The organism is Streptomyces sp. ICC4 (assembly GCF_003287915.1).
In the GTDB taxonomy this organism is placed as follows: Bacteria; Actinomycetota; Actinomycetes; order Streptomycetales; family Streptomycetaceae; genus Streptomyces; species Streptomyces tritrimontium.
Map to the genome: position 1 here is coordinate 3211237 of NZ_CP030286.1, position 20974 is coordinate 3232210.

The window sequence follows — 20974 nt, forward strand, 5'->3', positions numbered from 1 at the left end:
GGACAGGCGGAGGGAGCCGCGGACGGAGCCGCGGGCCCGTCGGCGGACGACGCGGCGGACCTGGTGGCCGAGCGGGCGGACCTGGTGGCCGAGCGGCTCGTGGCCGCGGGGCGGGCGGCACGGCGCAAGCTGTCGCACAGCCTGCGGGAGGCGACGGTCGGCGAACTGCTGGCGGACCTGGGCGCCCTGGCCCCGGACCCGGACGAGCCGGCCGACATCTACGGCGACGGCGTCGTGGCCCGGCTGGAGCGGCGGGTCGCGGAGCTGCTGGGCACCGAGGACGCGGCGTTCTTCCCGACCGGGACCATGGCCCAGCAGGTCGCGCTGCGCTGCTGGGCCGGCCGGACCGGGAATCCGGTGGTCGCCCTGCACCCCATGAGCCACCCGGAGCGGTGGGAGGGCGGCGCGCTGTCGGTCGTCTCGGGCCTGCGGACCGTCCACCCGACGGGCGAACCGCGCCAGCCGACGGCCTCGGAGGTCGCGGAGCTGCCGGAGCCGTTCGGGACGCTGATGCTGGAGCTGCCGCTGCGCGACGCGGGGTTCGTGCTGCCGACGTGGGAGGAGCTGTCGGCGCTGGTGGCGACCGCACGGGAGCGGGACGCGGTCGTCCACGTCGACGGGGCCAGGCTGTGGGAGTCGACGGTCCACTTCGGGCGCTCCCTGCCGGAGATCGCGGCGCTGGCGGACTCGGTGTACGTCTCCTTCTACAAGTCGCTGGGCGGCATCAGCGGGGCGGCCCTGGCCGGGTCCGGGACGCTGGTGGCGGAGGCGAGGGTCTGGCGCCACCGGTACGGGGGCCAGATCTTCCGCCAGTTCCCGGCCGCGCTGTCAGCCCTGGCCGGGCTGGAGCGGGAGCTGCCGAAGCTCCCGTCGTACGTCGCCGCGGCGCGGGTGGTGGCGGGCGCGCTGTCCTCGGCGCTGGCCGCCTCCCCCGGGGTCCCCTGGTTCCGGGTCACTCCGGAGGTGCCGCACACCCACCAGTTCCAGGTGTGGCTCCCCTACGACGCGGACCGCCTCACCGAGGCGGGCGTCCGCCTGGCGGAGGAGACGGGCACGCTCCTCTTCCGCCGCTGGTCCCCCGACGGCCCCCCGGGCCTGTCGGTGACGGAGGTCGAGGTCACGGAGCCGGGCCTGTCCTGGACGGAGGCGGACGTGGCGGAGGCGGTCGCCGGCTTCGTGGCCCGCCTCTAGTGCTGTGACTTCGGATCTAGTGCCGGTCACAGCACTAGGGGTGGTTGTCCGCCGGGTGGCCGCGCGGCGGGGACCCGGGCGGGCGAAGGGCGGGCGAGGGCGCGCGCCCCGTCAACCGCGCGGACCGCGCACCGGCAGAATGATGCGATGAGCGTCACCATCGACATCACCGGGCTCCCGCCGGAGCGGATCGGCTTCGCGCCGTCCCCGCTCGCGGAGCTCTGCATGGCGTTGCACGCGCTCTCCCAGCCCGGCCACCACCCCGGGCTCGCCTCCTGGACCTCCACCACCGCCGCCGCGCTCGATCCCTGCCTCGCGGACCGGCTGCTGGAGGGCGATTTCATGTGGCGCAGCTCCTTCGCCGACCTCTTCATGGCGTTCGCCGGGATTCCCGGCGGCTCCGGTCTGCCCGGTGCGACGCTGGCCGCCGAGCTCGACGTACTGGACCGGCTGGACGACGAGCGGTTCGTTTCGGCCGCGCTGGAGCACTGCCGGTTCGCCCTGTACAACGAGGGCGGCGGCCCCTCGCCGCTCGCGGACCCGCTCGCCCGGGCCAAGGCGCTGGAGACGGCCTCCGCGCGCGGGCCGCAGCAACTGGCCTTCGCCGTACGCGTACTGGACGACACCGCCGGTGTCCGGGTGTGGTTGCGCCGCCTGCTGGAGGACTGCGACGAGGCCTTCTTCGCGGAGACCTGGCGCCGGATCGGGCCCCGGCAGAGCGCCGACGTCCGCCACAAGGCGGAGGTGCTGCGCCGCAAGGGACTGCCCGCCGCGCTCAAGGAGGTCTCGGCGGCGCTGAGCGTCGACGAGGAGCTGACCACCGTGACGGTGGACAAGATGGTGCACGGCTCCACCACCGCCACCGACCCCCGAATAGGCGACGGCCTCCTCTTCGTCCCGACGAACTTCGGCTGGCCGCACCTGCTGGTGCTGCACGCCCCGTGCTGGCGCCCCGTCGTCCACTACCCGCTCGGCTCGCCCGAACTGGCCTCTTCCCCGGGGTCGGTGGAGCTGCTGCAGCGGCGCATGGAGGCACTGGCCCACCCGATGCGGATGATGCTGTGCCGCAACATGGCGCGCGCTCCGTACACGACGGGCGAGCTGGCGGCCGCGTACGGGATCACGGCGCCGGAGGTGTCGCGCCACCTGTCGGTGATGAAGAAGGCCGGACTGCTCCAGACCCGCCGCCAAGGGCGTTATGTCCAGTACCAGTTGGATCTGGCGGCCGTGGCGCGGATCGGCTCCGACTTCATCGAGGGCATCCTCCGCTAGTGCTGTGGCCACGGCCCCGGCCGTACGCGTAGCGGGCACTGGCCGGTTTTCGACGGCACGGAAACACCGATATGCGGATTTCATGAACCGGAAACAGCGAAAACTCTGGCCATGGCGGCTCCTTGGTGTCTAACGTGCGTCCACCGCTCCCCCCACGTAACGCACTTGCCCTGCTCCCTGCCGTGGAAGGACCTTCATGCCCTCTCGCCGTATAGCCGCAGCCACCGCCGCCCTGGCGGCCGCGGCCCTCGTCTCCCCGCTGCTGCTCGCGGGTCCCGCCGGTGCCACCGGCAGCCCGCAGAGCGACGCCGCCAAGGGCGACGCGCTGGCAAAGAAGCTGGTCAAGGAGTCGACCGGCAAGGGTGCCAACAACCACCTGAAGGTGTTCCAGGCGATCGCCGACTACAACAAGGGCACGCGCGTGGCGGGTTCCCGCGGCCACGTGCAGTCGGCCCAGTACGTCGAGGCCGTCATGCGGGCGTCCGGCTACAAGGTCACCAAGAACGAGTTCGACTTCGTGTTCGTCGAGACGGTCGCCGAGACCCTGAAGGTCAACGGCCCGGCCGGCCGCGACGTCCCGATCAAGCTGATGACGTACACGGCGAGCGGCCCGGCGAACGGCGTGACGGCCAAGCTCGCCGTCGCCCCGGTCGACGCGGACGGCACGAACGGCTGCGAGCCCGGCGACTTCGCCGCGGGCGCCTTCACCGGCAAGGTCGCCCTGATCAAGCGCGGCGGCTGCGCCTTCGCGGTCAAGCAGGCGAACGCGGCGGTGGCCGGCGCGGTCGGCGCGGTCATCTACAACAACACCGCGGGCGCCCTGAACGGCACCATCGGCGAGGCGGACGCGGGCAAGATCCCGACCGGCGGCACCACGCAGGCGGAGGGCGAGCGGCTCGCCGCCGAGGCCGCGGCCGGTCCGGTCGAGGTCACCCTCGACATCCGCGAGTTCCGGGAGAACCGCAAGACGTACAACGTCGTCGCGGAGACGCGGGGCGGCGACGAGAACAACACCGTCTTCCTCGGTGCGCACCTCGACTCCGTCACGGCGGGCCCGGGCATCAACGACAACGGCTCCGGCTCGGCCGGCATCCTCCAGGTCGCGCAGCGCCTCGCGAGCAGCCAGTGGAAGGTCAAGAACAAGGTCAAGTTCGCCTGGTGGTCGGCGGAGGAGTTCGGCCTGCTCGGCTCCGAGGCGTACGTCGGCGGGCTGAGCGACGCGCAGAAGAAGCAGATCAAGCTCTACCTGAACTTCGACATGATCGCCTCGCCGAACGCCGCGTACTTCGTCTACGACGGCGACGACTCGGACAAGGTCGGCTCGGGCCCCGGCCCGGAGGGATCGGCGCAGCTGGAGAAGGGGATCAACGACTTCCTCGACGCCAAGAAGATCCCGCGTGAGGGCACCGACTTCTCGGGCCGCTCGGACTACGGCCCGTTCATCGCGGTCGGCATCCCGTCGGGCGGTACGTTCACGGGCGCCGAGGGCATCAAGACGCCGGAGCAGGCCGCGAAGTTCGGCGGGCAGGCGGGTGTCGCGTACGACGTGAACTACCACGGCAAGGGCGACACCATCGAGAACATCGACCAGAAGGCGCTCGACATCAACGTCGACGTCATCGCGGACGCGGTCGGCCACTACGCCCACGACCTGGCGCCGCTGTCGAAGCCGGTCCCGGCGCAGCCGAGCACCGGCGGCGGCACCGGCGGCGGCCTCCACGAGGGCCACGACGAGGTCAAGCAGTAGCCAGTACGAGGGGGGCGGGTGGGGGACGGCCGCTGCGCGGCGCCGAGTCCCCTACCCGCCCTCGCCCCTTCCCCGGGCTCCGCCCGTTCCCCGGGTAGGCGCTGCCGCCGCGCGGCAGTGTCTACCCAGGCCACCGGCGGACGCCTACCGGCTGGACCAGCCAGCCGAAGTCGCCCAGGCCGCCGCGGGCGGTGAGTTCCGCCGCCTCGCCCGCCGCGGACAGCGCCCGTACGTACGCCACCGGGTCCGTCGAGGCCAGCGCCAGCGGGGGCCGGGCCCCCGAGACGCCGAGGGCGGTCAGCGCCTCCCGCTGGGTCAGCAGGGCCGCCCCCGGCCCCGCGCACGCGTCCAGCGCCACGTGCGCGGTGACGTCGCAGCCGCCGTCCGGGACCGGCGCGACCTCCCGCCCGGCCCGGAATCCGGTCAGGGTCCCGAACGGCGGCCGGGTGTCCCGGGTGTGGGCGTAGTCCACCGCCACCGCGAGCCCCCGCTCGACGGTCCGGACGGCCGCCGCCCAGGCCTCGTCGCGCGGCCGACCGATCTCCGCGCGGACCGCGCCGGGCCACCAGCGCTCCAGCCAGGCCAGGTCCCGCCCGTCCAGGGGGCCGCCCGCGCTCTCCGTACCGTCCCGCGCGACCGCCACGTACCGCCCGTCCTCGGCGAGGTCCAGCGGTACGTTGTCGAGCCACTCGTTGGCGAAGAGCAGCCCCCTGGTGCCCCCGGGCGGCTCGCCCACCCACCGGATCCGCCCGTCCAGCCCGGCGGGCCGCCCCGCGCGCTCCACCCCGTACGGCCGCACCCGCGCGGCCGTCTCCGGCGGGAGCGCGGCCAGCACCCCGGCCAGCAGCTCCCCCCGCCCGGCCCCTACGTCGACGAGGTCCAGCTCCTCCGGACGGCCGAGGGCCTCGTCCACCCACAGGAGCAGACGGGCCACGGCCCCCGCGTAGAGCGGCGAGGCGTGCACGGAGGTGCGGAAATGCCCGGCGGGGCCGGGCCCGCCGGGGCGTACGTAGAAGCCGTCGGGCCCGTACAGCGCCCGCTCCATCGCCGTCCGCCACCGGACCGGACCCACCGCTGCCGTGCCTTCACCCTGAGTGCTCACCTCGATGAGGTTATGTTCGCCTCCACCTTCGGGAGTACTCCCCCGGGGTGCGGATCGCACCTGTGGTTGACTCCAGCACCTATCCCCTTTCCCTACTCTGGGTTACGTGCAGCGCCTCTACGACTTCCTCCGCAGACACCCCACGGGCGTCGACAGCTTCTGGGCTGTCCTGTTCTTCGGGTTCTCGATGGCCGTCGTCGCCTCGACACACCAGAGCACGGCGTCCGCCCTGCTGGCCACGCCCTGTGTGGTGGCGCTGAGCACGGCCGTCGCCCTGCGGCGCAAGTGGACCGTGTCGATGTTCTGGCTCACCGTCGCCACCGGCCTCTACCAGCTGGCCATCGGCGGCCTCGCGGGCTTCCACGACTTCGCGATGCTGCTCGTCCTGTTCACCGTCGCCGCCGCCGACGTGCCGCGCTGGCTCTCGCGCACCGCGCTCGGCTGGGGGCTGCTCGCCTCCCCGCTGTACTTCCTGCGCATGGGCGTGGACAAGGGCGCCTCCGTCCCGGAGAACGTCATGTTCGTCCTGTTCATGATCGTCCCCTTCGCCTTCGCCTGGGTCATGGGCGACTCCCTGCGCACCCGCCGCGCCTACTACGCCCAGCTCGTGGAGCGCAACCAGCGCCTGGAGAAGGAGCGCGCGGCCCAGGCCCAGGTGGCCGTCGCCGCCGAGCGGGCCCGGATCGCCCGCGAGCTGCACGACGTCGTCGCGCACAACGTCTCGGTGATGGTGGTCCAGGCCGACGGCGCCGCCTACGTGATGGACGCCGCTCCGGAACAGGCCAAAGAGGCCCTCCAGACCATCTCCGGCACCGGGCGCCTCGCGCTGGCCGAGATGCGGCGGCTGCTGGGCGTCCTGCGCACCGGTGAGCCGCAGGAGTCCGAGGACTACGTGCCGCAGCCCGACGTGGAGCAGATCGAGGTGCTCATCGAGCAGGTGCGGGCCGCCGGGCTCACCGTCGACTTCGAGGTCGAGGGCGCCCCGCGGGGGCTCCCCAGCGGCGTCGAGCTGACCGCGTACCGGATCGTGCAGGAGGCGCTGACCAACACGCGCAAGCACGGCGGTCCGGGCGCGAAGGCCAGTGTGCGGCTCGTCTACTTCGACGACGGGCTCGGCCTGCTCATCGAGGACGACGGCCGTGGCGCGGCCCACGAGCTGTACGAGGACGGCGGCGCGGACGGTGCCGGACACGGACTCATCGGCATGCGCGAACGCATCGGTATGGTCGGGGGCACCCTGGACGCGGGCCCCCGGCCCGGTGGCGGCTTCCGGATCAGCGCCTTGCTCCCGCTCAAGAAAAGGTGATCGATGTCCTTCCCCCCCAGCTCCTCCATCCGCGTGATGCTGGTCGACGACCAGGTGCTGCTGCGCACCGGCTTCCGGATGGTGCTCGCCGCGCAGCCCGACATGGAGGTCGTCGCCGAGGCGGGCAACGGCCTGGAGGCGCTGGAAGTGCTGCGGGCCACCAAGGTCGACGTGGTGCTGATGGACGTCCGCATGCCCCGGCTCGACGGGGTCGAGGCGACGCGCCGCATCTGTGAGCCCGACGAGCACCCCAAGGTGATCATCCTGACCACCTTCGACCTCGACGAGTACGCCTTCTCGGGCCTGAAGGCGGGCGCGAGCGGCTTCATGCTCAAGGACGTCCCGCCCGGCGAGCTGCTGGCCGCGATCCGCTCGGTGCACAGCGGCGACGCGGTCGTCGCCCCGTCCACCACGCGCCGGCTCCTGGACCGGTTCGCGCCGATGCTGCCGACGACCTCGGCGGAGCCGCGCAACAAGGACGTCGACCGGCTGACGGAGCGCGAGCGCGAGGTCATGCTGCTGGTCGCCCAGGGCCTGTCGAACGGCGAGATCGCCGCCCGACTGGTGCTGTCGGAGGCCACGGTCAAAACCCACGTGGGCCGCATCCTGACCAAGCTGGAGCTGCGCGACCGCGTGCAGGTCGTCGTCCTCGCCTACGAGACGGGCCTGGTCCGCGCGGGCGGCGGCGGGACCGGCTGACCTCAGGGCCCCAGGCCCTCAGGCCCTCAGGCCCTCAGGCCCTCAGGGCCTCAGGGCCTCAGGTCATCCAGCGGTCCGGCCGCGCCCAGGCCCGGGAGGCGTGGGAGCGGGCCGCCTGCGCGTGCAGCAGCTCCGCGGCCTCGGCCGCCCCGCGCAGGCGGGCCGTGACCGTGGCGTTCGCGCCGGTGTCCACGTGGACGTCGGCCACTCCGCGGGCCCGCTCCCAGGGGCCCTGGGAGCGGCGCACGCTCTGCACCTTGGCGTGCGGGACGATCTCCGTGCGCCGGCACAGGCGGCCGCGCCGGGCCGCGAACACGTCCTCGGAGACGGCCAGCCCGTAGCCCTTCCACCACACCGGCACCACCCACCGGGACCCGGACCGGGACGCGGGCGCGAAGACGAGGCCCGCGAGGTCGACCCCGGGCAGGACCTGGGCGACGACCGCGTGGGCGGCGGCCCGGGTCGCCACCGGGACCAGGACGTCGTTCTTCGAGCCGGCCACCGCGAGCTCCACCCGGACCCAGCCGCGCCGCCGCCACAGCAGCGGCTCGACGATCCGTACGGTCTGCACGCGCCCCGGCGGCACCGTCTCGTGGGCCCGGTCCAGCAGTCCGTGGTCCAGGCGCAGCCCGTCCGGGGACTCGGCGACCGTCCAGTCGTACTCGGCGAGGTAGCGGCCCGCGCTGGCCTTCCAGACCGCGCCCAGGACCGGGAGCAGGGTCGCGGCGGCCACCCACGGGCTGGAGCTGAACCACCACACCGCGGCCGGGCCGAGGATCCCGCCGGCCAGCGCCGCCCAGGCGGACAGCGTGAGCAGCAGCGACACCGCCAGGTCGCGCGGGCTCACCCGCAGCAGCTCCCGCTCGGGGGCCTCGCCCACGACGACGGCCTCCGCCGGGGCGAAGCCGGCCGCGCGGGCCAGCAGCTCGGCGCGGAGCACGACGGCGTCCTGCTCGCCGAGGAACGCCAGCTCGTCCTTGTCGTCGGTGCCGATCACGTCGAGGCGGAGCTTGGCCACCCCGGCGATGCGGGCCAGCAGCGGGCGGGTGACGTCGACGGCCTGGATCCGGTCGAGCCGGATGTGCGCGGTGCGGCGGAAGAGGAGCCCGCTGCGGATGCGCAGTTCGGTGTCGGTGACGGCGTAGTGCGTGAACCACCAGCTGAGGAAGCCGTACACGCCGAAGACGAGGACCAGCCCGGCGAGCGCCGCGACCCGCAGGAGCGCGGAGACGGCGGCCGCCCACTCGGTGACGTTCTCGCCCTGCTGGGCGAGGATGCCGACGGTCGCGGCGATCGGCACCCAGGCGCGGCGCAGCGGTGTGAGGAAGTGCAGCCGCCGCTCGGACCCGGGTGCGGGGGACGCGGGCGCACCCGGGGCGGGCGCATCGGGGACGGGTCCACCGGCCGCGGGCACGGACCGCGCGGTCACAGGCCGGCCGATCTTGCCGCGCCGAGCTCGGTCAGCCGGTCGCGCAGCCGCTCCGCCTCCGCGGGCGCGAGCCCGGGGATCCGGGCGTCCGTCGCCGCCGCGGCCGTGTGCAGTTGTACGGAGGCCAGTCCGAAGCGGCGCTCCAGCGGCCCCGAGGCCACCTCGACCAGCTGCATCCGCCCGTACGGGACCACGGTCTCCTCGTGCCACAGCACGCCCCGGCTGATCAGCAGGTCGTCCGCGCGCTCGGCGTAGCGCCAGGAGCGCCAGTTGCGGCCGAGCACCACCCAGCCCCAGGCCAGGACCACCAGCCACAGCGCGCCGAGCGAAGCCCAGACCGGGCCGGCCGCCAGCCCCAGCACCAGGGCCGTCACCAGGCCGAAGAACCCCGTCCACACCACCAGCAGGAGCCGCCGCAAGGTGAGCAGCCCGCCCGGCAGCCCCACCCACTCGGGTCGGCTCGTCTCACCCGTTGTCCCGGTTTCCATCTCCCTAGCGTAGGGCTGCGAGAATGCGGCCATGACGGAGACCACGGTCGGCATCGGCGGCGCGGCGGAGAGCACCGACATGGTGCTGAACATCGGCCCCCAGCACCCTTCCACGCACGGCGTGCTGCGCCTGCGCCTCGTCCTGGACGGCGAGCGGATCGTGAGCGCCGAGCCGGTGGTCGGCTACATGCACCGCGGGGCCGAGAAACTCTTCGAGGCCCGCGACTACCGGCAGATCGTGATGCTCGCGAACCGCCACGACTGGCTGTCCGCGTTCTCCAACGAGCTGGGCGTCGTCATGGCCGTCGAGCGGATGCTCGGCATGGAGGTCCCCGAGCGGGCCGTGTGGATGCGGACCCTGCTCGCCGAGCTGAACCGGGTGCTGAACCACCTGATGTTCCTCGGCTCGTACCCCCTGGAGCTGGGCGGCATCACCCCGATCTTCCACGCGTTCCGCGAGCGCGAGGAGCTCCAGGCCGTCATGGAGGAGATCTCCGGCGGCCGCATGCACTACATGTTCAACCGGGTCGGCGGCCTCAAGGAGGACCTCCCGGCCGGCTGGCTGGGCCGCGCCCGCGAGGCCATCGCCGACGTCCGCACCCGCATGCACGTCTACGACGACCTGGTGCGCGGCAACGAGATCTTCCGCGCCCGCACGCGCGGCGTCGGCGTCCTGTCCGCCGAGGCCGTGCACGCGTACGGGGTCTCCGGCCCGATCGCCCGCGCCTCCGGAGTCGACTTCGACCTGCGCCGCGACGAGCCGTACCTCGCCTACGGCGATCTCCAGGACGTGCTCAAGGTCGTCACCCGTACCGAGGGCGACTGCCTGGCCCGCTTCGAGGTGCTGCTGGAGCAGACCCACAACGCGCTGGACCTGGCGGTCGCCTGCCTGGACCGGATGGCGCAGCTGGCGCCCGGTCCGATCAACCAGCGGCTGCCCAAGGTGCTGAAGGCGCCGGAGGGCGAGACGTACGCCTGGACCGAGAACCCGCTGGGGATCAACGGCTACTACCTGGTCTCGAAGGGCGAGAAGACCCCGTACCGGCTCAAGCTGCGCTCGGCCTCGTACAACAACATCCAGGCCCTGGCGGTGCTGCTGCCCGGGCAGTTGGTCGCGGACATGGTCTCGATCCTCGGCTCGCTCTTCTTCGTCGTCGGCGACATCGACAAATGACCCCGCGCGGGCTCGAGGACACCGCCTAGTGCCGTGGCCGGGAAGGTTTGCCGGGTCGCGGTGTCCGGTGCGGTGCATCTCCCCCAGCTACCGCTGGGAGGGGCCCCCGGGCGGAGGACCACGCCTCGTACTGGACGTACCGCCGTGGTCCGACAACGCGGCGAGGTGCCGTGCCGGGCGCCGCGACCCGGTGAACCCTTCCGGTCACAGCACTAGGGTGGCTCGATGATCTCTGGCATAACCGCCGACTACCTGCGGCGGCTCGGCATCGCCGACCCGGGCAGCCCCTCCGCCGAGGGGCTGTTCGCGCTGCAGCGGGCGCACGTGGAGCGCATCGCCTACGACAACGTCGACATCCAGCTCGGCCGGCCGCCCGGCATCGACCCCGAGCTGTCCGCGCGCCGCTTCGCGGCCGGCCGCGGCGGCTACTGCTTCCACCTCAACGGCGGCCTCGCGCTGCTCCTGGAGACCCTGGGCTACGAGGTCACGCGGCACGCCGGCGGCGTCAACGCCGACCCCGGGGACCGCTCGGTCAGCGGCGGGCACCTCGCGCTGACCGTCCACGTCGAGGGGACGACGTACCTGGTGGACGCCGGGCTGGGCGACGGCCCGTACGAGCCGCTGCCGCTGCGCGAGGGCTCCTACGAGCAGGGCGGGTTCCGGTACGCGCTGGAACGGCTGGATCCGCTGGAGGGCGAGGGCCCGGGCTGGACGCTGCGCAACTTCGCCGGCCCCATGCCCCGGGTGAACTTCCGCGACGCCCCGGCGGCCACGGCCGATTTCGAGGCCATGCACGCGTGGTTCTCGACGGCCGGGGACTCCCCGTTCGTCCGGACCTTCGCGGTGCTGCGGCGCGACGCGGAGGGCTCGGACGCGCTGCGCGGGCGGATCCTGACCCGCGTCGACGGCGTGCAGGGGTCGAGCGAGCGCGAACTGGCCGACCAGGAGGAGTTCTTCGAGGTCATCGGGGGCGTCTTCGGCCGCGGGCTGGACGATCTGACCCCGGCGGACCGGTCGGCGCTGTGGGCCCGCGTGAACCGCGCCCACGAGGCCTGGCGGGCGGCCCGCGGCGCCTGACCCCGGCGGCGCCTCCGCGGGGCCGAGGCAGGGCGGTCGGGCGGGGCGGGCCGATGTCCTTGGGGCAGGGCAGACTTGGGGCATGTCCCACTCACCCCGCCGGGCCTGCCCCTCCTGCGGCCGCGACTGCGCCGTCACCGCCGGGCGGATCGCCCGCCACGACCCGCCCTCGGGCCGGGGGCGCGGGGACCTCGTCTCCTGTCCCGGATCCCGGGCCCGCGTGGTCCTCGGCGCGTCCGCCCCGACGCTGGACGGCTTCGCCCTGTCCCCGAACCCGGGCCAGCTCCCCTTGTTCTAGTGCTGTGACCGGATAGGTCCACCGGGTCACAGCACTGGTGGGGCTAACACCCCCTGGACTGCACCGGGTTGCCGGATGTCGGGGCCGCGCGGGGCGCCGTAGCTTCGGGGCATGACGACCCAGCAGAAGCAGAGCACCCGCCGGCGGGTGCGCCGCGGCGCCGCGGCCGTGGTCCTCGCCGCCGTCCTCGGCGGCCTCGCCGCCCCCGCCGCCCTGGCCGCACCGATCGCCGCCTCCACCGCCACCGCCGGCGGCTCCGAGCGGAGCGCCGAGCGGAGCGCCGCCGCCCGCGGGGCGCTCCTCGCCTTCACTCCCCTCGACCGCCTCAGCCGCGCCGATGTCGCCGCCCAGCTCTCCTCCTTCGGCATGGACTCCTCCACCGTCCGCCACGGCATCGCGGCCTACCGCCTCACCTACGCCACCGTCGACCCCCAGGGCCGCCCCACGACCGCCACCGGCCTCCTCGTCCTCCCCGAGCAGGGCCCGCGCCGCCTCGACCTGGTCTCCGACACCCACGGGACGCTCGCCACCCGCGACGACGCCCCGTCCGGGGGCGCGGGCTTCAACCGGATCACCCCGTACCTGCACGCCTCCGCCGGCCGCGCCGTCGCCGCCCCGGACTACCTGGGCCTGGGCGGCGGCCCGGGCAGCCACCCGTACATGGACACCCGGTCCTCCGTCACCGCCTCCGTCGACATGCTCAAGGCCTCCCGCACCGCCGCCGGCCGGCTGGGCCGCACCACCACCCGGGACGTGTACGCGACCGGCTTCTCGCAGGGCGGGCAGGTCGCGATGGCGCTGGGCCGCGAGCTCTCCCGGCCCGGCAGCGGCTTCCGGCTGCGCGGCCTGGCCCCGATCGCCGGCCCGTACGACCTGCTCGGCTCGGAGCTGCCCGGCATCACCGACGGCCGGGTCTCCCCGCGCAGCGCCGTCTTCTACCTCTCCTACTTCCTCACCGCCCAGAACCGGCTGCACCCGCTCTACAAGGACCCGGCCGAGGTGTTCCGCGCGCCCTACGCACAGGCTGTGGAAGGCCTGTTCGACGGGAACCACAGCGAGGAGGACATCGTGGCCGCGCTCCCCGCGACTCCGCAGGAGCTGCTCACCCCGGCGTGGGCCGAGAACATCCGCGACCCGCGCGGGGCCCTGCGCACGGCCCTGGAGGCCAATGACGGCTCCTGCGACTGGAAGCCCGCCGCGCCCGTCCGCCTCTACGCGGGCTCCGCCGACACCGACGTGCCTATCGCCAACGCCCGCGCCTGCGCGGACGACCTGGCCCGCCGCGGGGTCCGGGCGACCCTCGTCGACCAGGGCCCGGACGCGGACCACTTCACCTCGGCGATCCGCTCGGCGCCCCAGGCCGCCCGCTGGTTCGACTCGCTCCGCTAGGGCTGCGACCGGGAAGCGCTTCCCGCACCTTCCAGCAGGCCGATCAGCCGCGAGCTGCTGTCGGCCCCGAAGCCCGCCCCGACTCCGCGCCGGTAGAGCTCGGCGTGCGCGGCCAGGATCCCGGTGTCCACGCCGGAGTCGGCGGCGGTGTGCAGGACGTGCTCGACGCTCGCCGCGCACATGGCGAGGCGTTGGTGCGTCCCCTCGTGCGCGCCCGCGTCGACGAGCGGGGCGGAGCCCTCGTAGAACCCGCGCATCGCGTCGGCGGTGTACCCGGCGTACGGCAGGACGTCGGCCGCCGTCAGGCCGTTGGCGCGGGCGACGGCGAGGGCCTGGTACCAGCCGGTGTACGCGGTCCAGAACATGATCATGTTGAGCTGGTAGTAGAGCTGCGCGTAACCGGGGTCGGCGCCCCGGTAGTCGGTGGCGGCGAGCACGTCGAGCGCGGCGCGGTGGCCTTCGTACGCCTCGCGCGGCCCGCTGACGAAGACGGACGCCCCCTCCTGTCCGATCCCCGACGGCGGGACGTTGACCCCGCCGGTGAGGTACGAGGCGCCGCGCTCCTCGGCCCACCGCGCGGCGGCCCGCGCCTTGTCGGGGACGTCGGAGGAGAGGTTGGCCAGCACCCGGCCGGTGAGGGAGGCGTCCGCGAGGACCCCGTACATGGCGTCGACGTCGATGAGGCTGAGGACGGTGAGCGCGCTCGCGGCGACGGCCTCGGCGGCGGTGGCGGCCGGGCGGGCACCGCGTGCCAGGAGTCCGGCGTCCTTGCCGGGGCTGCGGTTCCAGACGGTGACCTCGTAACCGGCGTCCAGATAGGCGGCGGCCATGGCCTGGCCCATGGGGCCCAGCCCCAGCACGCTGACGGTGGCGCGCCCCGCCGGGCCCGCGCCCCGCACCTGGTTCCGGCTCTCGCCCTGGTTCTGGTTCTGGTTCTGGTTCTGGCTCATGACGGACTGCTCCCCGTGTCGATCGCGAATCCCACTAGAACGAGCGCTCTATCCAGCGCTCGGAGCGACCGTAGCACGGGACTAGAACGAGCGCTCTATCCAGAATCAGGGGTAGCATCGCCCCCATGGCAGCAGCAGAGGCGACGGCGACGGACGAGACGGCAACGCCGCAGACGGCACTGGGGACCCGCGACCGGCTGGTCCGCACCGCCTCCCGCCTGATGCAGCGCGGCGGCTACGAGAACACCCCGGTCAAACAGCTGGTCCGCGAGGCCGGAGCCACCCTGGGCTCGCTCTACCACTTCTTCCCGGGCGGCAAGCAGGAACTGGCGGTGGCCGCGATCCACTACGGCGACGAGGAGTTCACGGAGCTGATCAGCGCCGGGCTCGCCTCGCACCCGGACCCGGCGCGTGCCGTGGAGACCGTCGCGGAGCTGCTCGCCGACGCCCTCGCCGCCTCGGACTGGCGCGAAGGCTGCCCGGTGACCACGACGGCCCTGGAGACGGTCGGCCGCATCCCGGAGCTCCAGACGGCCTGCGCCCGGGCCTTCGCCCACTGGGAGGAGATCGTGGCGGCGAAGCTCCTGGCCTCGGGCCACCCCGAGGCGCGGGCCCGCGATCTGGCCTCGACGGTCATCAACACCCTGGAGGGCGCCGAGACGAGCGCTCAGGTCACCCGGAGCCGGACCCCGCTCCTGGTCGCGGGCCGCCACCTGGCCCGCCTGGTGGACTCGTACGCCAGCCAGGCCGGCCAGGCCGGTTAGGCCGGCTCTTTCGGATCGTGCCGGGCCCGCACGGTCAGGAGATGGCCGTGCGCAGCTGTGCCACGTCGATGGGCTCGGTCTCGTCGTGGGCCGTCAGGTCGATGACCTGGCCCACCGCGCGGTGCTCGGCGGTGGCCGGCTTGAACTCCGGCTCCGAGCCGCCCTGGGCGGACTCCGCCTTGTGGACCGCGAGGACCTCCGCGCCGACCACGTCGGCCAGGTCCTCGTTCTGGACGGACTCGATGACCGCGCGGGCCTGCGCCGCGGTCTTGGTGCCGAAGAAGTCGAAGCCGCCGAGCGCGCGGGAGGCCGCCCGGCGCCGGGGGTCGTACGGGGTCACCGCGGCCGCGAGCCTGCGCGCGGGGACGGCCGCGGCCGGGCCGGTGACCGCGGGCCGTGCGTGCGCCTCCGGCGCGGCGGCGGCAGCGGGGGTCGGCACCACAGCGGCGGCGGCATCGGGAGCGGCGGGAGCAGGAGCGGGGGCAGCGGGAGCGGCGGGAGCGGGAGCAGGAGCGACGGCAGCGGTGGCGGCAGCAGCCGGAGCACCCGCGGCGGCCGCCGGGACCAGCTGCCGCGCCGGGGCCGACGGCGCCGCGGCCGGCCGGTCCTTGCGGGCCAAGGCCGCCAGCGCGGCGTTGGCGCGGGCGAAGCCGACCGGGGTGGCCGCGCCGGACGGGGTGCGCTCCTCGGAGACGGCCGGAAGTTCCTTCGGCGGCGCGGCGGCCTCGATGGCCGGCACCGCGGCGGCCTCGATGGCCAGCAGCCGGCGCCGCTCCAGTGCGCTCGCCCGCTCGGTCTCGGCGGTCGCGTACCTCCGCAACAGCGCGGCGTGCTCGCCGCGCAGGCCCGCGAGCTCGACCCGCTTGGCGCGCAGCTTGGCGTCGAGCTTGCCGCGCAGCACCCGGGCCTCTTCGAGGTCGGATTCGAGCTCGGCTATCCGCTCGTCCGTCTTCCACTCGTCCTTGACGCGCTCGCGCCCGAGCTCCGCGACCCGGCGCCCGGCCGCGCGGTCCCAGGACCGCATGACGACGGCGCCGGCCACGCCGGCGGCCGCGGTGAGGGCCACGAGCAGCCGCAGCGCCATCGGTTCCGCGAGCAGCCAGGCCGCTGCGGCCCCGGCGGCGGACACACCGGCGACGGTCGTCGGCGTGAGCAGCCGGTGAAGGGGTTCGGGATTGCGGTGGCGTCCACGGGGCATGGCCCGAAATTTACAGGGAGTGGACAGGGTGTGGGGCGACTGCCCGGGAATCTGTTCCCGAGCAGTTACCCGCCCCGTCGCGCGACTTTCCGCGCCAAAGGCCCAACTGCTACTTCTTCACCAGTCCCTTGGACTCCAGGTAGGCCTTCGCGACGTCCGCCGGCTTGGCGCGCTCGGAGTCGACCTTGCGGTTCAGGTCGACCAGGTCCGCCGTGGTGAGCACCTTGGTGAGCTTGTCGAGGGCGGCCGCGATCTCGGGGGCGCCGGCGTCCTTGGCGTTGACCACCGGCAGGACGTTGTCGGCGTTCTGGAGCTTCTTGTCGTCCTCGAGCAGGACCAGGCCGAAGCTGTCGAGGGTGGCGTCCGTGGTGGTGGTCAGGACGAGCTGGTCGGCGCCGTCCTTGACCGCCTGCTTGGCCTGCGGGGTTCCGACGCCCTTGGGGTCGATGCCGGAAACGTCGATTCCGTACGTCTTCTGCAGACCGGGTGCGCAGAAGGGCCGCACCGCGCATTCGTCGCCCGCCGCGATCTTCACCTTCAGGCCGGACTTGCCGAGGTCGGAAAGGGTCTTCAGATTGTTCTTCGCGGCGAATTCCTTGCTCACCGCGAAGGCGTTCTGGTCGACCGCCGCGCCCGCCGGCAGCGCCTTCAGCCCGAGCGGGGCCGCCAGCTTCTCCAGGGCCGCCACCGTCGCCGCCACGTCGCTCGATGCGACCGGCTTCTCGGCGGGCGCCTTCGGGCCGTTCACCTTGGCGTTGAGGAACTCCGCGAGGGTCGCCGCGTACTCCGGGACGACATCGATCTCGCCCTTCTCCAGCGAGGGCTCGTACAGCTCGCGGTTGTTGACCGTGGTGATCGAGGTGGAGTAGCCGGCGTCCTTCAGGAGCTGCGCGTACAGCTCGGCCAGCACGTTGGACTCGGTGAATCCGGCGGCGCCGATCACCAGCTTGCCGCCCTTGCCGCCCTCGGCGGCGCCGGAGGCGGCGGCCGAGGAGCCGCCGCCCTGCGTCTTCTCCAGGCTGTCGCCGCCGCACGCGGCGAGCGATGCGGTCAGGGCGACGGCACCCAGGGCCGCGCCGAGGACGCGTGTGGACTTGCTCATGTCGATCTCCTTCGAGGGGGCGGGGAAACGGCGGGGGCGTCGTCGGGGTCGGGCGTCGTCGGGCGTCGTCAGCGGGAGGCGCCACCCGGCAGCAGCCGGTCGGCCGCCACCAGCGCGCCCTCCACCAGCAGGGCCAGCACCGCGACGAGCAGGGCGCCCGCGACGACCTGCGGGGTGTTGTACGTGTTGAAGCCGGCGGTGATGATCCGGCCGAGGCCGCCCTGGCCGACCATCGCCGCGATGGTGGCCGTGGCGATGACCTGGACGGCGCCCGAGCGCAGGCCCGTCATCACCAGGGGGCGGGCCAGCGGGAGTTCCACCCGCCAGAAGAGCTGGCCGCCGGACATGCCCATGCCCCGCGCCGCCTCGACCACCGAGCGGTCGACCTCGCGCATGCCCACGTAGGCGTTGGTCAGCAGCGGCGGGACGGCGAAGAGCACGAGCGCGATGATGGTCGGCACGTAGCCGGCGTTGCGCAGCGGCGAGACCATGAACAGCGCCAGCACGGCGAAGACGGGGACGGCCCGGCCGATGTTGGAGACGTTGACCGCGAGGCCGCCGCCCTTGCCGAGGTGGCCGAGCCACAGCCCGACCGGCAGGGCCACCGCGCAGGCCAGGGCCAGGGCGATCCCGCTGACGTACGCGTGCTCGCCCAGCCGGTGCCAGACGCCGCTCTCACCGGACCAGTTGGCTCCGTCGGCCAGCCAGTCCCAGGCCTGTCCCAGCACTCCCATCAGGCCCCCTCCGCGGCGCGGGCCGCCCGGGTCCACGGCGTGAGCAGCCGCTGGAGGCCGAGCAGGGCCAGGTCCGCGAGCAGCGCGAGCAGCACGCACAGCACCGAGGCGGTGAGCACCTGGGCCTTGAAGGAGCTGTTCACGGCGGGGGCGATGAGGTTGCCGAGGCCGCCCTTGCCGACGATGGAGCCGACCGTGGTCAGTGCCACCGTCGAGACGGTGGCGATCCGTACGCCGGCCAGCAGGGCGGGCAGGGCCAGCGGCAGTTCGACCTGCCACAGCAGCCGGCCGGGGCCGTAGCCCATGCCGCGGGCGGCTTCCCGGACCTCCTCGGGGACGGCTTCGAGGCCGGCCAGCACGTTGCGGACGAGGATCGTCAGCGAATACAGCACGAGGCCCGTCACCACCAGCGCGGCCGAGAGGCCGAAGACGGGCAGCAGCAGGGAGAACATGGCGAGCGAGGGGACCGTGTAGAGCAGGGTGGTGATGCCGAGCACGGGGGCCGCCCAGTGGCGGCCGCGGCGGGCCAGCAGCGCGAGCGGAACGGACACGGCGATGCCGATCAGGACCGACACACCCGTGATCCAGACGTGTTCGAGGGTGGCATCGGTGAGCTCCTGGGAGCGGGACGTGACGTAGTCCCAGCAGACCCAGTCGTTCGCCACCAGGCAGTTCTGCCCGGCCATGCGCTCCTCACCCCCCGTCACCGAACGTACGTAGGAGTGACCCTAACCCGCACTGCCGACAATGGCCGGAATCCTTCGCACGCGGGCAACACTCCCTTCACAAACCGGCCGCGCCGGTAGGGAAGGATGGTGATGTGATCCGATTCGAGCAAGTGACCAAGCGCTACCCCGACGGGACGACGGCGGTCGCGGACCTGTCCTTCGAGGTCGCGGAGGGCGAACTGGTCACCCTGGTGGGCCCGTCCGGCTGCGGCAAGACGACCACCATGAAGATGGTCAACCGGCTGATCGAGCCGACCTCCGGCCGGATCCTGGTGGACGGCGAGGACATCGCGGCCGCCGACCCGGTCGAACTGCGCCGCCGCATCGGCTACGTCATCCAGCAGGTCGGGCTGTTCCCGCACAAGACCGTGCTGGAGAACACGGCCACCGTGCCGCAGCTGATCGGCACCCCGAAGGCGAAGGCCCGCGCGCGGGCGGCGGAACTCCTCGACCTGGTCGGACTGGATCCGGCCGTCTACGGGGGCCGCTACCCGGAGCAGCTGTCCGGCGGGCAGCGCCAGCGGGTGGGCGTGGCCCGCGCACTGGCCGCGGACCCGCCGGTGCTCCTGATGGACGAGCCGTTCGGCGCGGTGGACCCGGTGGTGCGCGAGCGGCTGCAGAACGAGTTCCTGGCGCTGCAGAAGACGGTGCGCAAGACGATCCTGCTGGTCACGCACGACCTGGAGGAAGCGGTGCGGCTCGGCGACCGCATCGCGGTCTACGGAGCGGGCACCATCGAGCAGTTCGCCCGCCCGGCGCAGGTGCTGGGCGCCCCGGCGACGGAGTACGTGGCCGGCTTCGTCGGCGCCGACCGGGGGCTCAAGCGGCTCGCCGTCACCCCGGTCTCCGAGGCCGACCTGACCGCCGCGGACGGAAAGGCCCCCACCGCCGGAGTGGCGCTGGGGGCGACGCTGCGCGAGGCGCTCGCGCTGCTGCTGCAGGAGGACGAGGGCCGGATCGGGGTCACGGACCCGGACTCCGGCGCGCTGATCGGCGTACTCACCCCGGAGGGCGTGCACCGGGCGCTGCGCCGGGCGGCGCCCCAGTCGGCCTGACGGCCGAGCGGGGCGCCGGCCGGCGGCGGGCACCGGGACCCGTTCGGGCCCGGGACCCGTTCAGGCCTGGATGCGCTGGCTCATCCACACCAGCATCGGCGGGATCTCGCGGCGCCAGGTGTTGAAGTTGTGGCCGCCGCTGTCGAGGATGATCGAGGAGACCCGGTCCGGGCCCTTGACCAGCTTGATGAACTTCTTCGTGTCGCCGAGGTTCGGCTCGCCCTGCTCGCTGCTGGTGACGAGGAAGGACGTGCCGGTCGGCTTCTTCGCCTTGAGGGACTCCAGGACGTTGGCGCGCGCCTTCAGCTTCTCGTCCCCGTGGAAGAGGTCGCCGGTGGTCGGGTCGTCGGGGGCCTCGTAGTACGCGGACAGGCCCGCGGCGGCACCGAAGGTCTGCGGGTAGTGCGCGGCGATCTTCAGGGCGCAGTAGCCGCCCGTCGAGTTGCCGATGAAGCCCATGTTCCGCGGCTCCTTGCCGACCCGGAAGGTGTCCTGGATGGCCTGGGGGAGGTCTTCGGCGAAGAAGGTCTCGGTCTGCGGGCCACCGGGTATGTCCACGCACTCGGTGTCGCGCGGGGGCGCCACCGTCGGGCGGAGCATGACCAGGATCATCGGCTTCATCTTGCCCGCCTTGGCCTGCTTGAAGGCCGTCATCGGGTAGTTCAGCCCTTTGATCAGGTTCTCGGCCGTTCCCGGGTAACCCGTGAGGATGATGGATGCCGGGAAGTTCTGGTCCTTGTGCTGCGGCTGGAAGTACTCCGGCGGCAGCCACACGTAACCCGGGCTGGTTATCTTCGACTTCTGGCCGGTTATGGCCACTTTCAGGATCTGCCCGCCGACCTGCGGCTTGGCTCCGCCGGGCACGTCCAGCTTCTGCTTGTCGACGACTTTGATGTCGTCGCTGCTCATGCCGTGGTCGACCACCTTGCCGATGGACGTCTCCTGGCCGAACAGGTCCGCCCAGGAACCGTAGAAGAGGAACGACTTGTTGGCCGCGAGACCCACCGCCGAGAACAGCGCCAGCTGCGTCGCCAGGAGGAGGCCGATGCGGCCGAGGACCGAGCGCCAGGAGCGGCCCGAGAGCTTCGGCCAGAACCACACCGTGGCCGCGAAGAGCAGCACACCGGCGATGATGGCCATAGCCAGGACCGTATTACTGGTGAGACCCATGAGCAGTCAGTCGACTTTCTATGGCAGGACTGGATTTTTCTCGACGGAAGAGTGAACCCGCTCGCCCTCGATGTCGTCCTAGGGGACGCACCACACACCGG

At 73.3% G+C, this 20974-nt stretch carries 20 protein-coding genes; 11 read left to right on the forward strand and 9 right to left on the reverse strand.

Annotated features, from left to right (window positions below):
• The first annotated feature begins 99 nt into the window (after positions 1 to 99).
• The 3 genes from DRB89_RS42930 to DRB89_RS14985 all read left to right on the forward strand — a co-directional run bounded on the left by DRB89_RS42930 (position 100) and on the right by DRB89_RS14985 (position 4210).
• A complete protein-coding gene (locus DRB89_RS42930; RefSeq protein WP_239516791.1) occupies positions 100 to 1191 on the forward strand; it encodes a beta-eliminating lyase-related protein in 1092 nt (363 codons plus the stop codon).
• Between the two features lie 147 nt (positions 1192 to 1338).
• Entirely contained in the window at positions 1339 to 2463 is a 1125-nt protein-coding gene (locus DRB89_RS14980; protein WP_112452064.1) for a DUF5937 family protein, read from the forward strand.
• A 196-nt stretch (positions 2464 to 2659) separates the two neighbouring features.
• Positions 2660 to 4210: a M28 family metallopeptidase gene (locus DRB89_RS14985; protein WP_112452065.1), complete on the forward strand. Its 1551-nt coding sequence runs from the start codon at positions 2660 to 2662 to the stop codon at positions 4208 to 4210.
• Between the two features lie 121 nt (positions 4211 to 4331).
• Here DRB89_RS14985 and DRB89_RS14990 read toward each other — a convergent pair whose 3' ends face one another.
• A complete protein-coding gene (locus DRB89_RS14990) occupies positions 4332 to 5255 on the reverse strand; it encodes an SAM-dependent methyltransferase (RefSeq protein ID WP_239516792.1) in 924 nt (307 codons plus the stop codon).
• Positions 5256 to 5418: 163 nt separating this feature from the next.
• Between DRB89_RS14990 and DRB89_RS14995 the strand changes: the two genes are divergently transcribed.
• Positions 5419 to 6618, forward strand: coding sequence for a sensor histidine kinase (locus tag DRB89_RS14995; protein WP_112452066.1), 1200 nt, complete (start codon positions 5419 to 5421; stop codon positions 6616 to 6618).
• Positions 6619 to 6621: 3 nt separating this feature from the next.
• Positions 6622 to 7317, forward strand: coding sequence for a response regulator transcription factor (locus DRB89_RS15000; protein WP_112452067.1), 696 nt, complete (start codon positions 6622 to 6624; stop codon positions 7315 to 7317).
• Between the two features lie 58 nt (positions 7318 to 7375).
• Here DRB89_RS15000 and DRB89_RS15005 read toward each other — a convergent pair whose 3' ends face one another.
• On the reverse strand, positions 7376 to 8650 hold the full coding sequence (locus DRB89_RS15005) for a PH domain-containing protein (RefSeq protein WP_112452068.1): 1275 nt from the start codon (positions 8648 to 8650) through the stop codon (positions 7376 to 7378).
• Between the two features lie 92 nt (positions 8651 to 8742).
• Positions 8743 to 9234: a PH domain-containing protein gene (locus DRB89_RS15010; RefSeq protein WP_239516153.1), complete on the reverse strand. Its 492-nt coding sequence runs from the start codon at positions 9232 to 9234 to the stop codon at positions 8743 to 8745.
• Between the two features lie 31 nt (positions 9235 to 9265).
• Between DRB89_RS15010 and DRB89_RS15015 the strand changes: the two genes are divergently transcribed.
• From DRB89_RS15015 to DRB89_RS15030, 4 genes are all read left to right on the forward strand, one after another.
• Positions 9266 to 10408 carry an NADH-quinone oxidoreductase subunit D gene (locus DRB89_RS15015; RefSeq protein ID WP_112449926.1) on the forward strand — a complete coding sequence of 381 codons (1143 nt, stop codon included), beginning with the start codon at positions 9266 to 9268 and terminating at the stop codon, positions 10406 to 10408.
• A gap of 225 nt (positions 10409 to 10633) precedes the next feature.
• Positions 10634 to 11485 (forward strand): arylamine N-acetyltransferase, encoded by an 852-nt coding sequence (locus DRB89_RS15020; RefSeq protein WP_112449925.1) that lies wholly within the window; start codon positions 10634 to 10636, stop codon positions 11483 to 11485.
• An 82-nt stretch (positions 11486 to 11567) separates the two neighbouring features.
• Positions 11568 to 11783, forward strand: coding sequence for a hypothetical protein (locus DRB89_RS15025; protein ID WP_112449924.1), 216 nt, complete (start codon positions 11568 to 11570; stop codon positions 11781 to 11783).
• Positions 11784 to 11894: 111 nt separating this feature from the next.
• Positions 11895 to 13172 carry a lipase family protein gene (locus DRB89_RS15030; protein WP_112449923.1) on the forward strand — a complete coding sequence of 426 codons (1278 nt, stop codon included), beginning with the start codon at positions 11895 to 11897 and terminating at the stop codon, positions 13170 to 13172.
• Here the strand turns inward: DRB89_RS15030 and DRB89_RS15035 are convergent.
• Positions 13169 to 14122, reverse strand: a complete 954-nt coding sequence (locus DRB89_RS15035) for an NAD(P)-binding domain-containing protein (RefSeq protein WP_112449922.1) — start codon at positions 14120 to 14122, stop codon at positions 13169 to 13171. The genes DRB89_RS15030 and DRB89_RS15035 overlap by 4 nt on opposite strands.
• Before the next feature lie 125 nt (positions 14123 to 14247).
• Between DRB89_RS15035 and DRB89_RS15040 the strand changes: the two genes are divergently transcribed.
• A complete protein-coding gene (locus DRB89_RS15040; RefSeq protein ID WP_112449921.1) occupies positions 14248 to 14886 on the forward strand; it encodes a TetR/AcrR family transcriptional regulator in 639 nt (212 codons plus the stop codon).
• 34 nt (positions 14887 to 14920) lie between these two features.
• Here DRB89_RS15040 and DRB89_RS15045 read toward each other — a convergent pair whose 3' ends face one another.
• The 4 genes from DRB89_RS15045 to DRB89_RS15060 all read right to left on the reverse strand — a co-directional run bounded on the left by DRB89_RS15045 (position 14921) and on the right by DRB89_RS15060 (position 18606).
• A complete protein-coding gene (locus DRB89_RS15045; protein WP_112449920.1) occupies positions 14921 to 16084 on the reverse strand; it encodes a hypothetical protein in 1164 nt (387 codons plus the stop codon).
• Positions 16085 to 16193: 109 nt separating this feature from the next.
• The gene (locus tag DRB89_RS15050; protein WP_112449919.1) at positions 16194 to 17186 is read right to left on the reverse strand and encodes an ABC transporter substrate-binding protein; all 993 of its coding nucleotides are present in this window, start codon (positions 17184 to 17186) and stop codon (positions 16194 to 16196) included.
• Between the two features lie 68 nt (positions 17187 to 17254).
• Positions 17255 to 17920 (reverse strand): ABC transporter permease, encoded by a 666-nt coding sequence (locus DRB89_RS15055; protein ID WP_112449918.1) that lies wholly within the window; start codon positions 17918 to 17920, stop codon positions 17255 to 17257.
• Positions 17920 to 18606, reverse strand: coding sequence for an ABC transporter permease (locus tag DRB89_RS15060; RefSeq protein WP_112449917.1), 687 nt, complete (start codon positions 18604 to 18606; stop codon positions 17920 to 17922). Before DRB89_RS15060 ends, DRB89_RS15055 begins: the two co-directional genes overlap by 1 nt.
• 134 nt (positions 18607 to 18740) lie before the next feature.
• Between DRB89_RS15060 and DRB89_RS15065 the strand changes: the two genes are divergently transcribed.
• A complete protein-coding gene (locus DRB89_RS15065) occupies positions 18741 to 19703 on the forward strand; it encodes an ATP-binding cassette domain-containing protein (protein WP_112449916.1) in 963 nt (320 codons plus the stop codon).
• A gap of 60 nt (positions 19704 to 19763) precedes the next feature.
• Here the strand turns inward: DRB89_RS15065 and DRB89_RS15070 are convergent, their stop codons facing one another.
• The gene (locus DRB89_RS15070) at positions 19764 to 20873 is read right to left on the reverse strand and encodes an alpha/beta hydrolase-fold protein (RefSeq protein WP_112449915.1); all 1110 of its coding nucleotides are present in this window, start codon (positions 20871 to 20873) and stop codon (positions 19764 to 19766) included.
• Between the last annotated feature and the right edge of the window lie 101 nt (positions 20874 to 20974).

What these genes read in the sequence shown, in the direction of transcription:
- DRB89_RS14980 (WP_112452064.1), top strand. Translation starts at nt 1,339, where the DNA reads ATGAGCGTCACCATCGACATCACCGGGCTCCCGCCGGAGCGGATCGGC.
- DRB89_RS14985 (WP_112452065.1), top strand. Translation starts at nt 2,660, where the DNA reads ATGCCCTCTCGCCGTATAGCCGCAGCCACCGCCGCCCTGGCGGCCGCG.
- DRB89_RS14990 (WP_239516792.1), bottom strand. Translation starts at nt 5,255, where the DNA reads ATGGAGCGGGCGCTGTACGGGCCCGACGGCTTCTACGTACGCCCCGGC.
- DRB89_RS15000 (WP_112452067.1), top strand. Translation starts at nt 6,622, where the DNA reads ATGTCCTTCCCCCCCAGCTCCTCCATCCGCGTGATGCTGGTCGACGAC.
- DRB89_RS15010 (WP_239516153.1), bottom strand. Translation starts at nt 9,234, where the DNA reads ATGGAAACCGGGACAACGGGTGAGACGAGCCGACCCGAGTGGGTGGGG.
- DRB89_RS15015 (WP_112449926.1), top strand. Translation starts at nt 9,266, where the DNA reads ATGACGGAGACCACGGTCGGCATCGGCGGCGCGGCGGAGAGCACCGAC.
- DRB89_RS15020 (WP_112449925.1), top strand. Translation starts at nt 10,634, where the DNA reads ATGATCTCTGGCATAACCGCCGACTACCTGCGGCGGCTCGGCATCGCC.
- DRB89_RS15025 (WP_112449924.1), top strand. Translation starts at nt 11,568, where the DNA reads ATGTCCCACTCACCCCGCCGGGCCTGCCCCTCCTGCGGCCGCGACTGC.
- DRB89_RS15030 (WP_112449923.1), top strand. Translation starts at nt 11,895, where the DNA reads ATGACGACCCAGCAGAAGCAGAGCACCCGCCGGCGGGTGCGCCGCGGC.
- DRB89_RS15035 (WP_112449922.1), bottom strand. Translation starts at nt 14,122, where the DNA reads ATGAGCCAGAACCAGAACCAGAACCAGAACCAGGGCGAGAGCCGGAAC.
- DRB89_RS15040 (WP_112449921.1), top strand. Translation starts at nt 14,248, where the DNA reads ATGGCAGCAGCAGAGGCGACGGCGACGGACGAGACGGCAACGCCGCAG.
- DRB89_RS15045 (WP_112449920.1), bottom strand. Translation starts at nt 16,084, where the DNA reads ATGCCCCGTGGACGCCACCGCAATCCCGAACCCCTTCACCGGCTGCTC.
- DRB89_RS15050 (WP_112449919.1), bottom strand. Translation starts at nt 17,186, where the DNA reads ATGAGCAAGTCCACACGCGTCCTCGGCGCGGCCCTGGGTGCCGTCGCC.
- DRB89_RS15055 (WP_112449918.1), bottom strand. Translation starts at nt 17,920, where the DNA reads ATGGGAGTGCTGGGACAGGCCTGGGACTGGCTGGCCGACGGAGCCAAC.
- DRB89_RS15060 (WP_112449917.1), bottom strand. Translation starts at nt 18,606, where the DNA reads ATGGCCGGGCAGAACTGCCTGGTGGCGAACGACTGGGTCTGCTGGGAC.
- DRB89_RS15070 (WP_112449915.1), bottom strand. Translation starts at nt 20,873, where the DNA reads ATGGGTCTCACCAGTAATACGGTCCTGGCTATGGCCATCATCGCCGGT.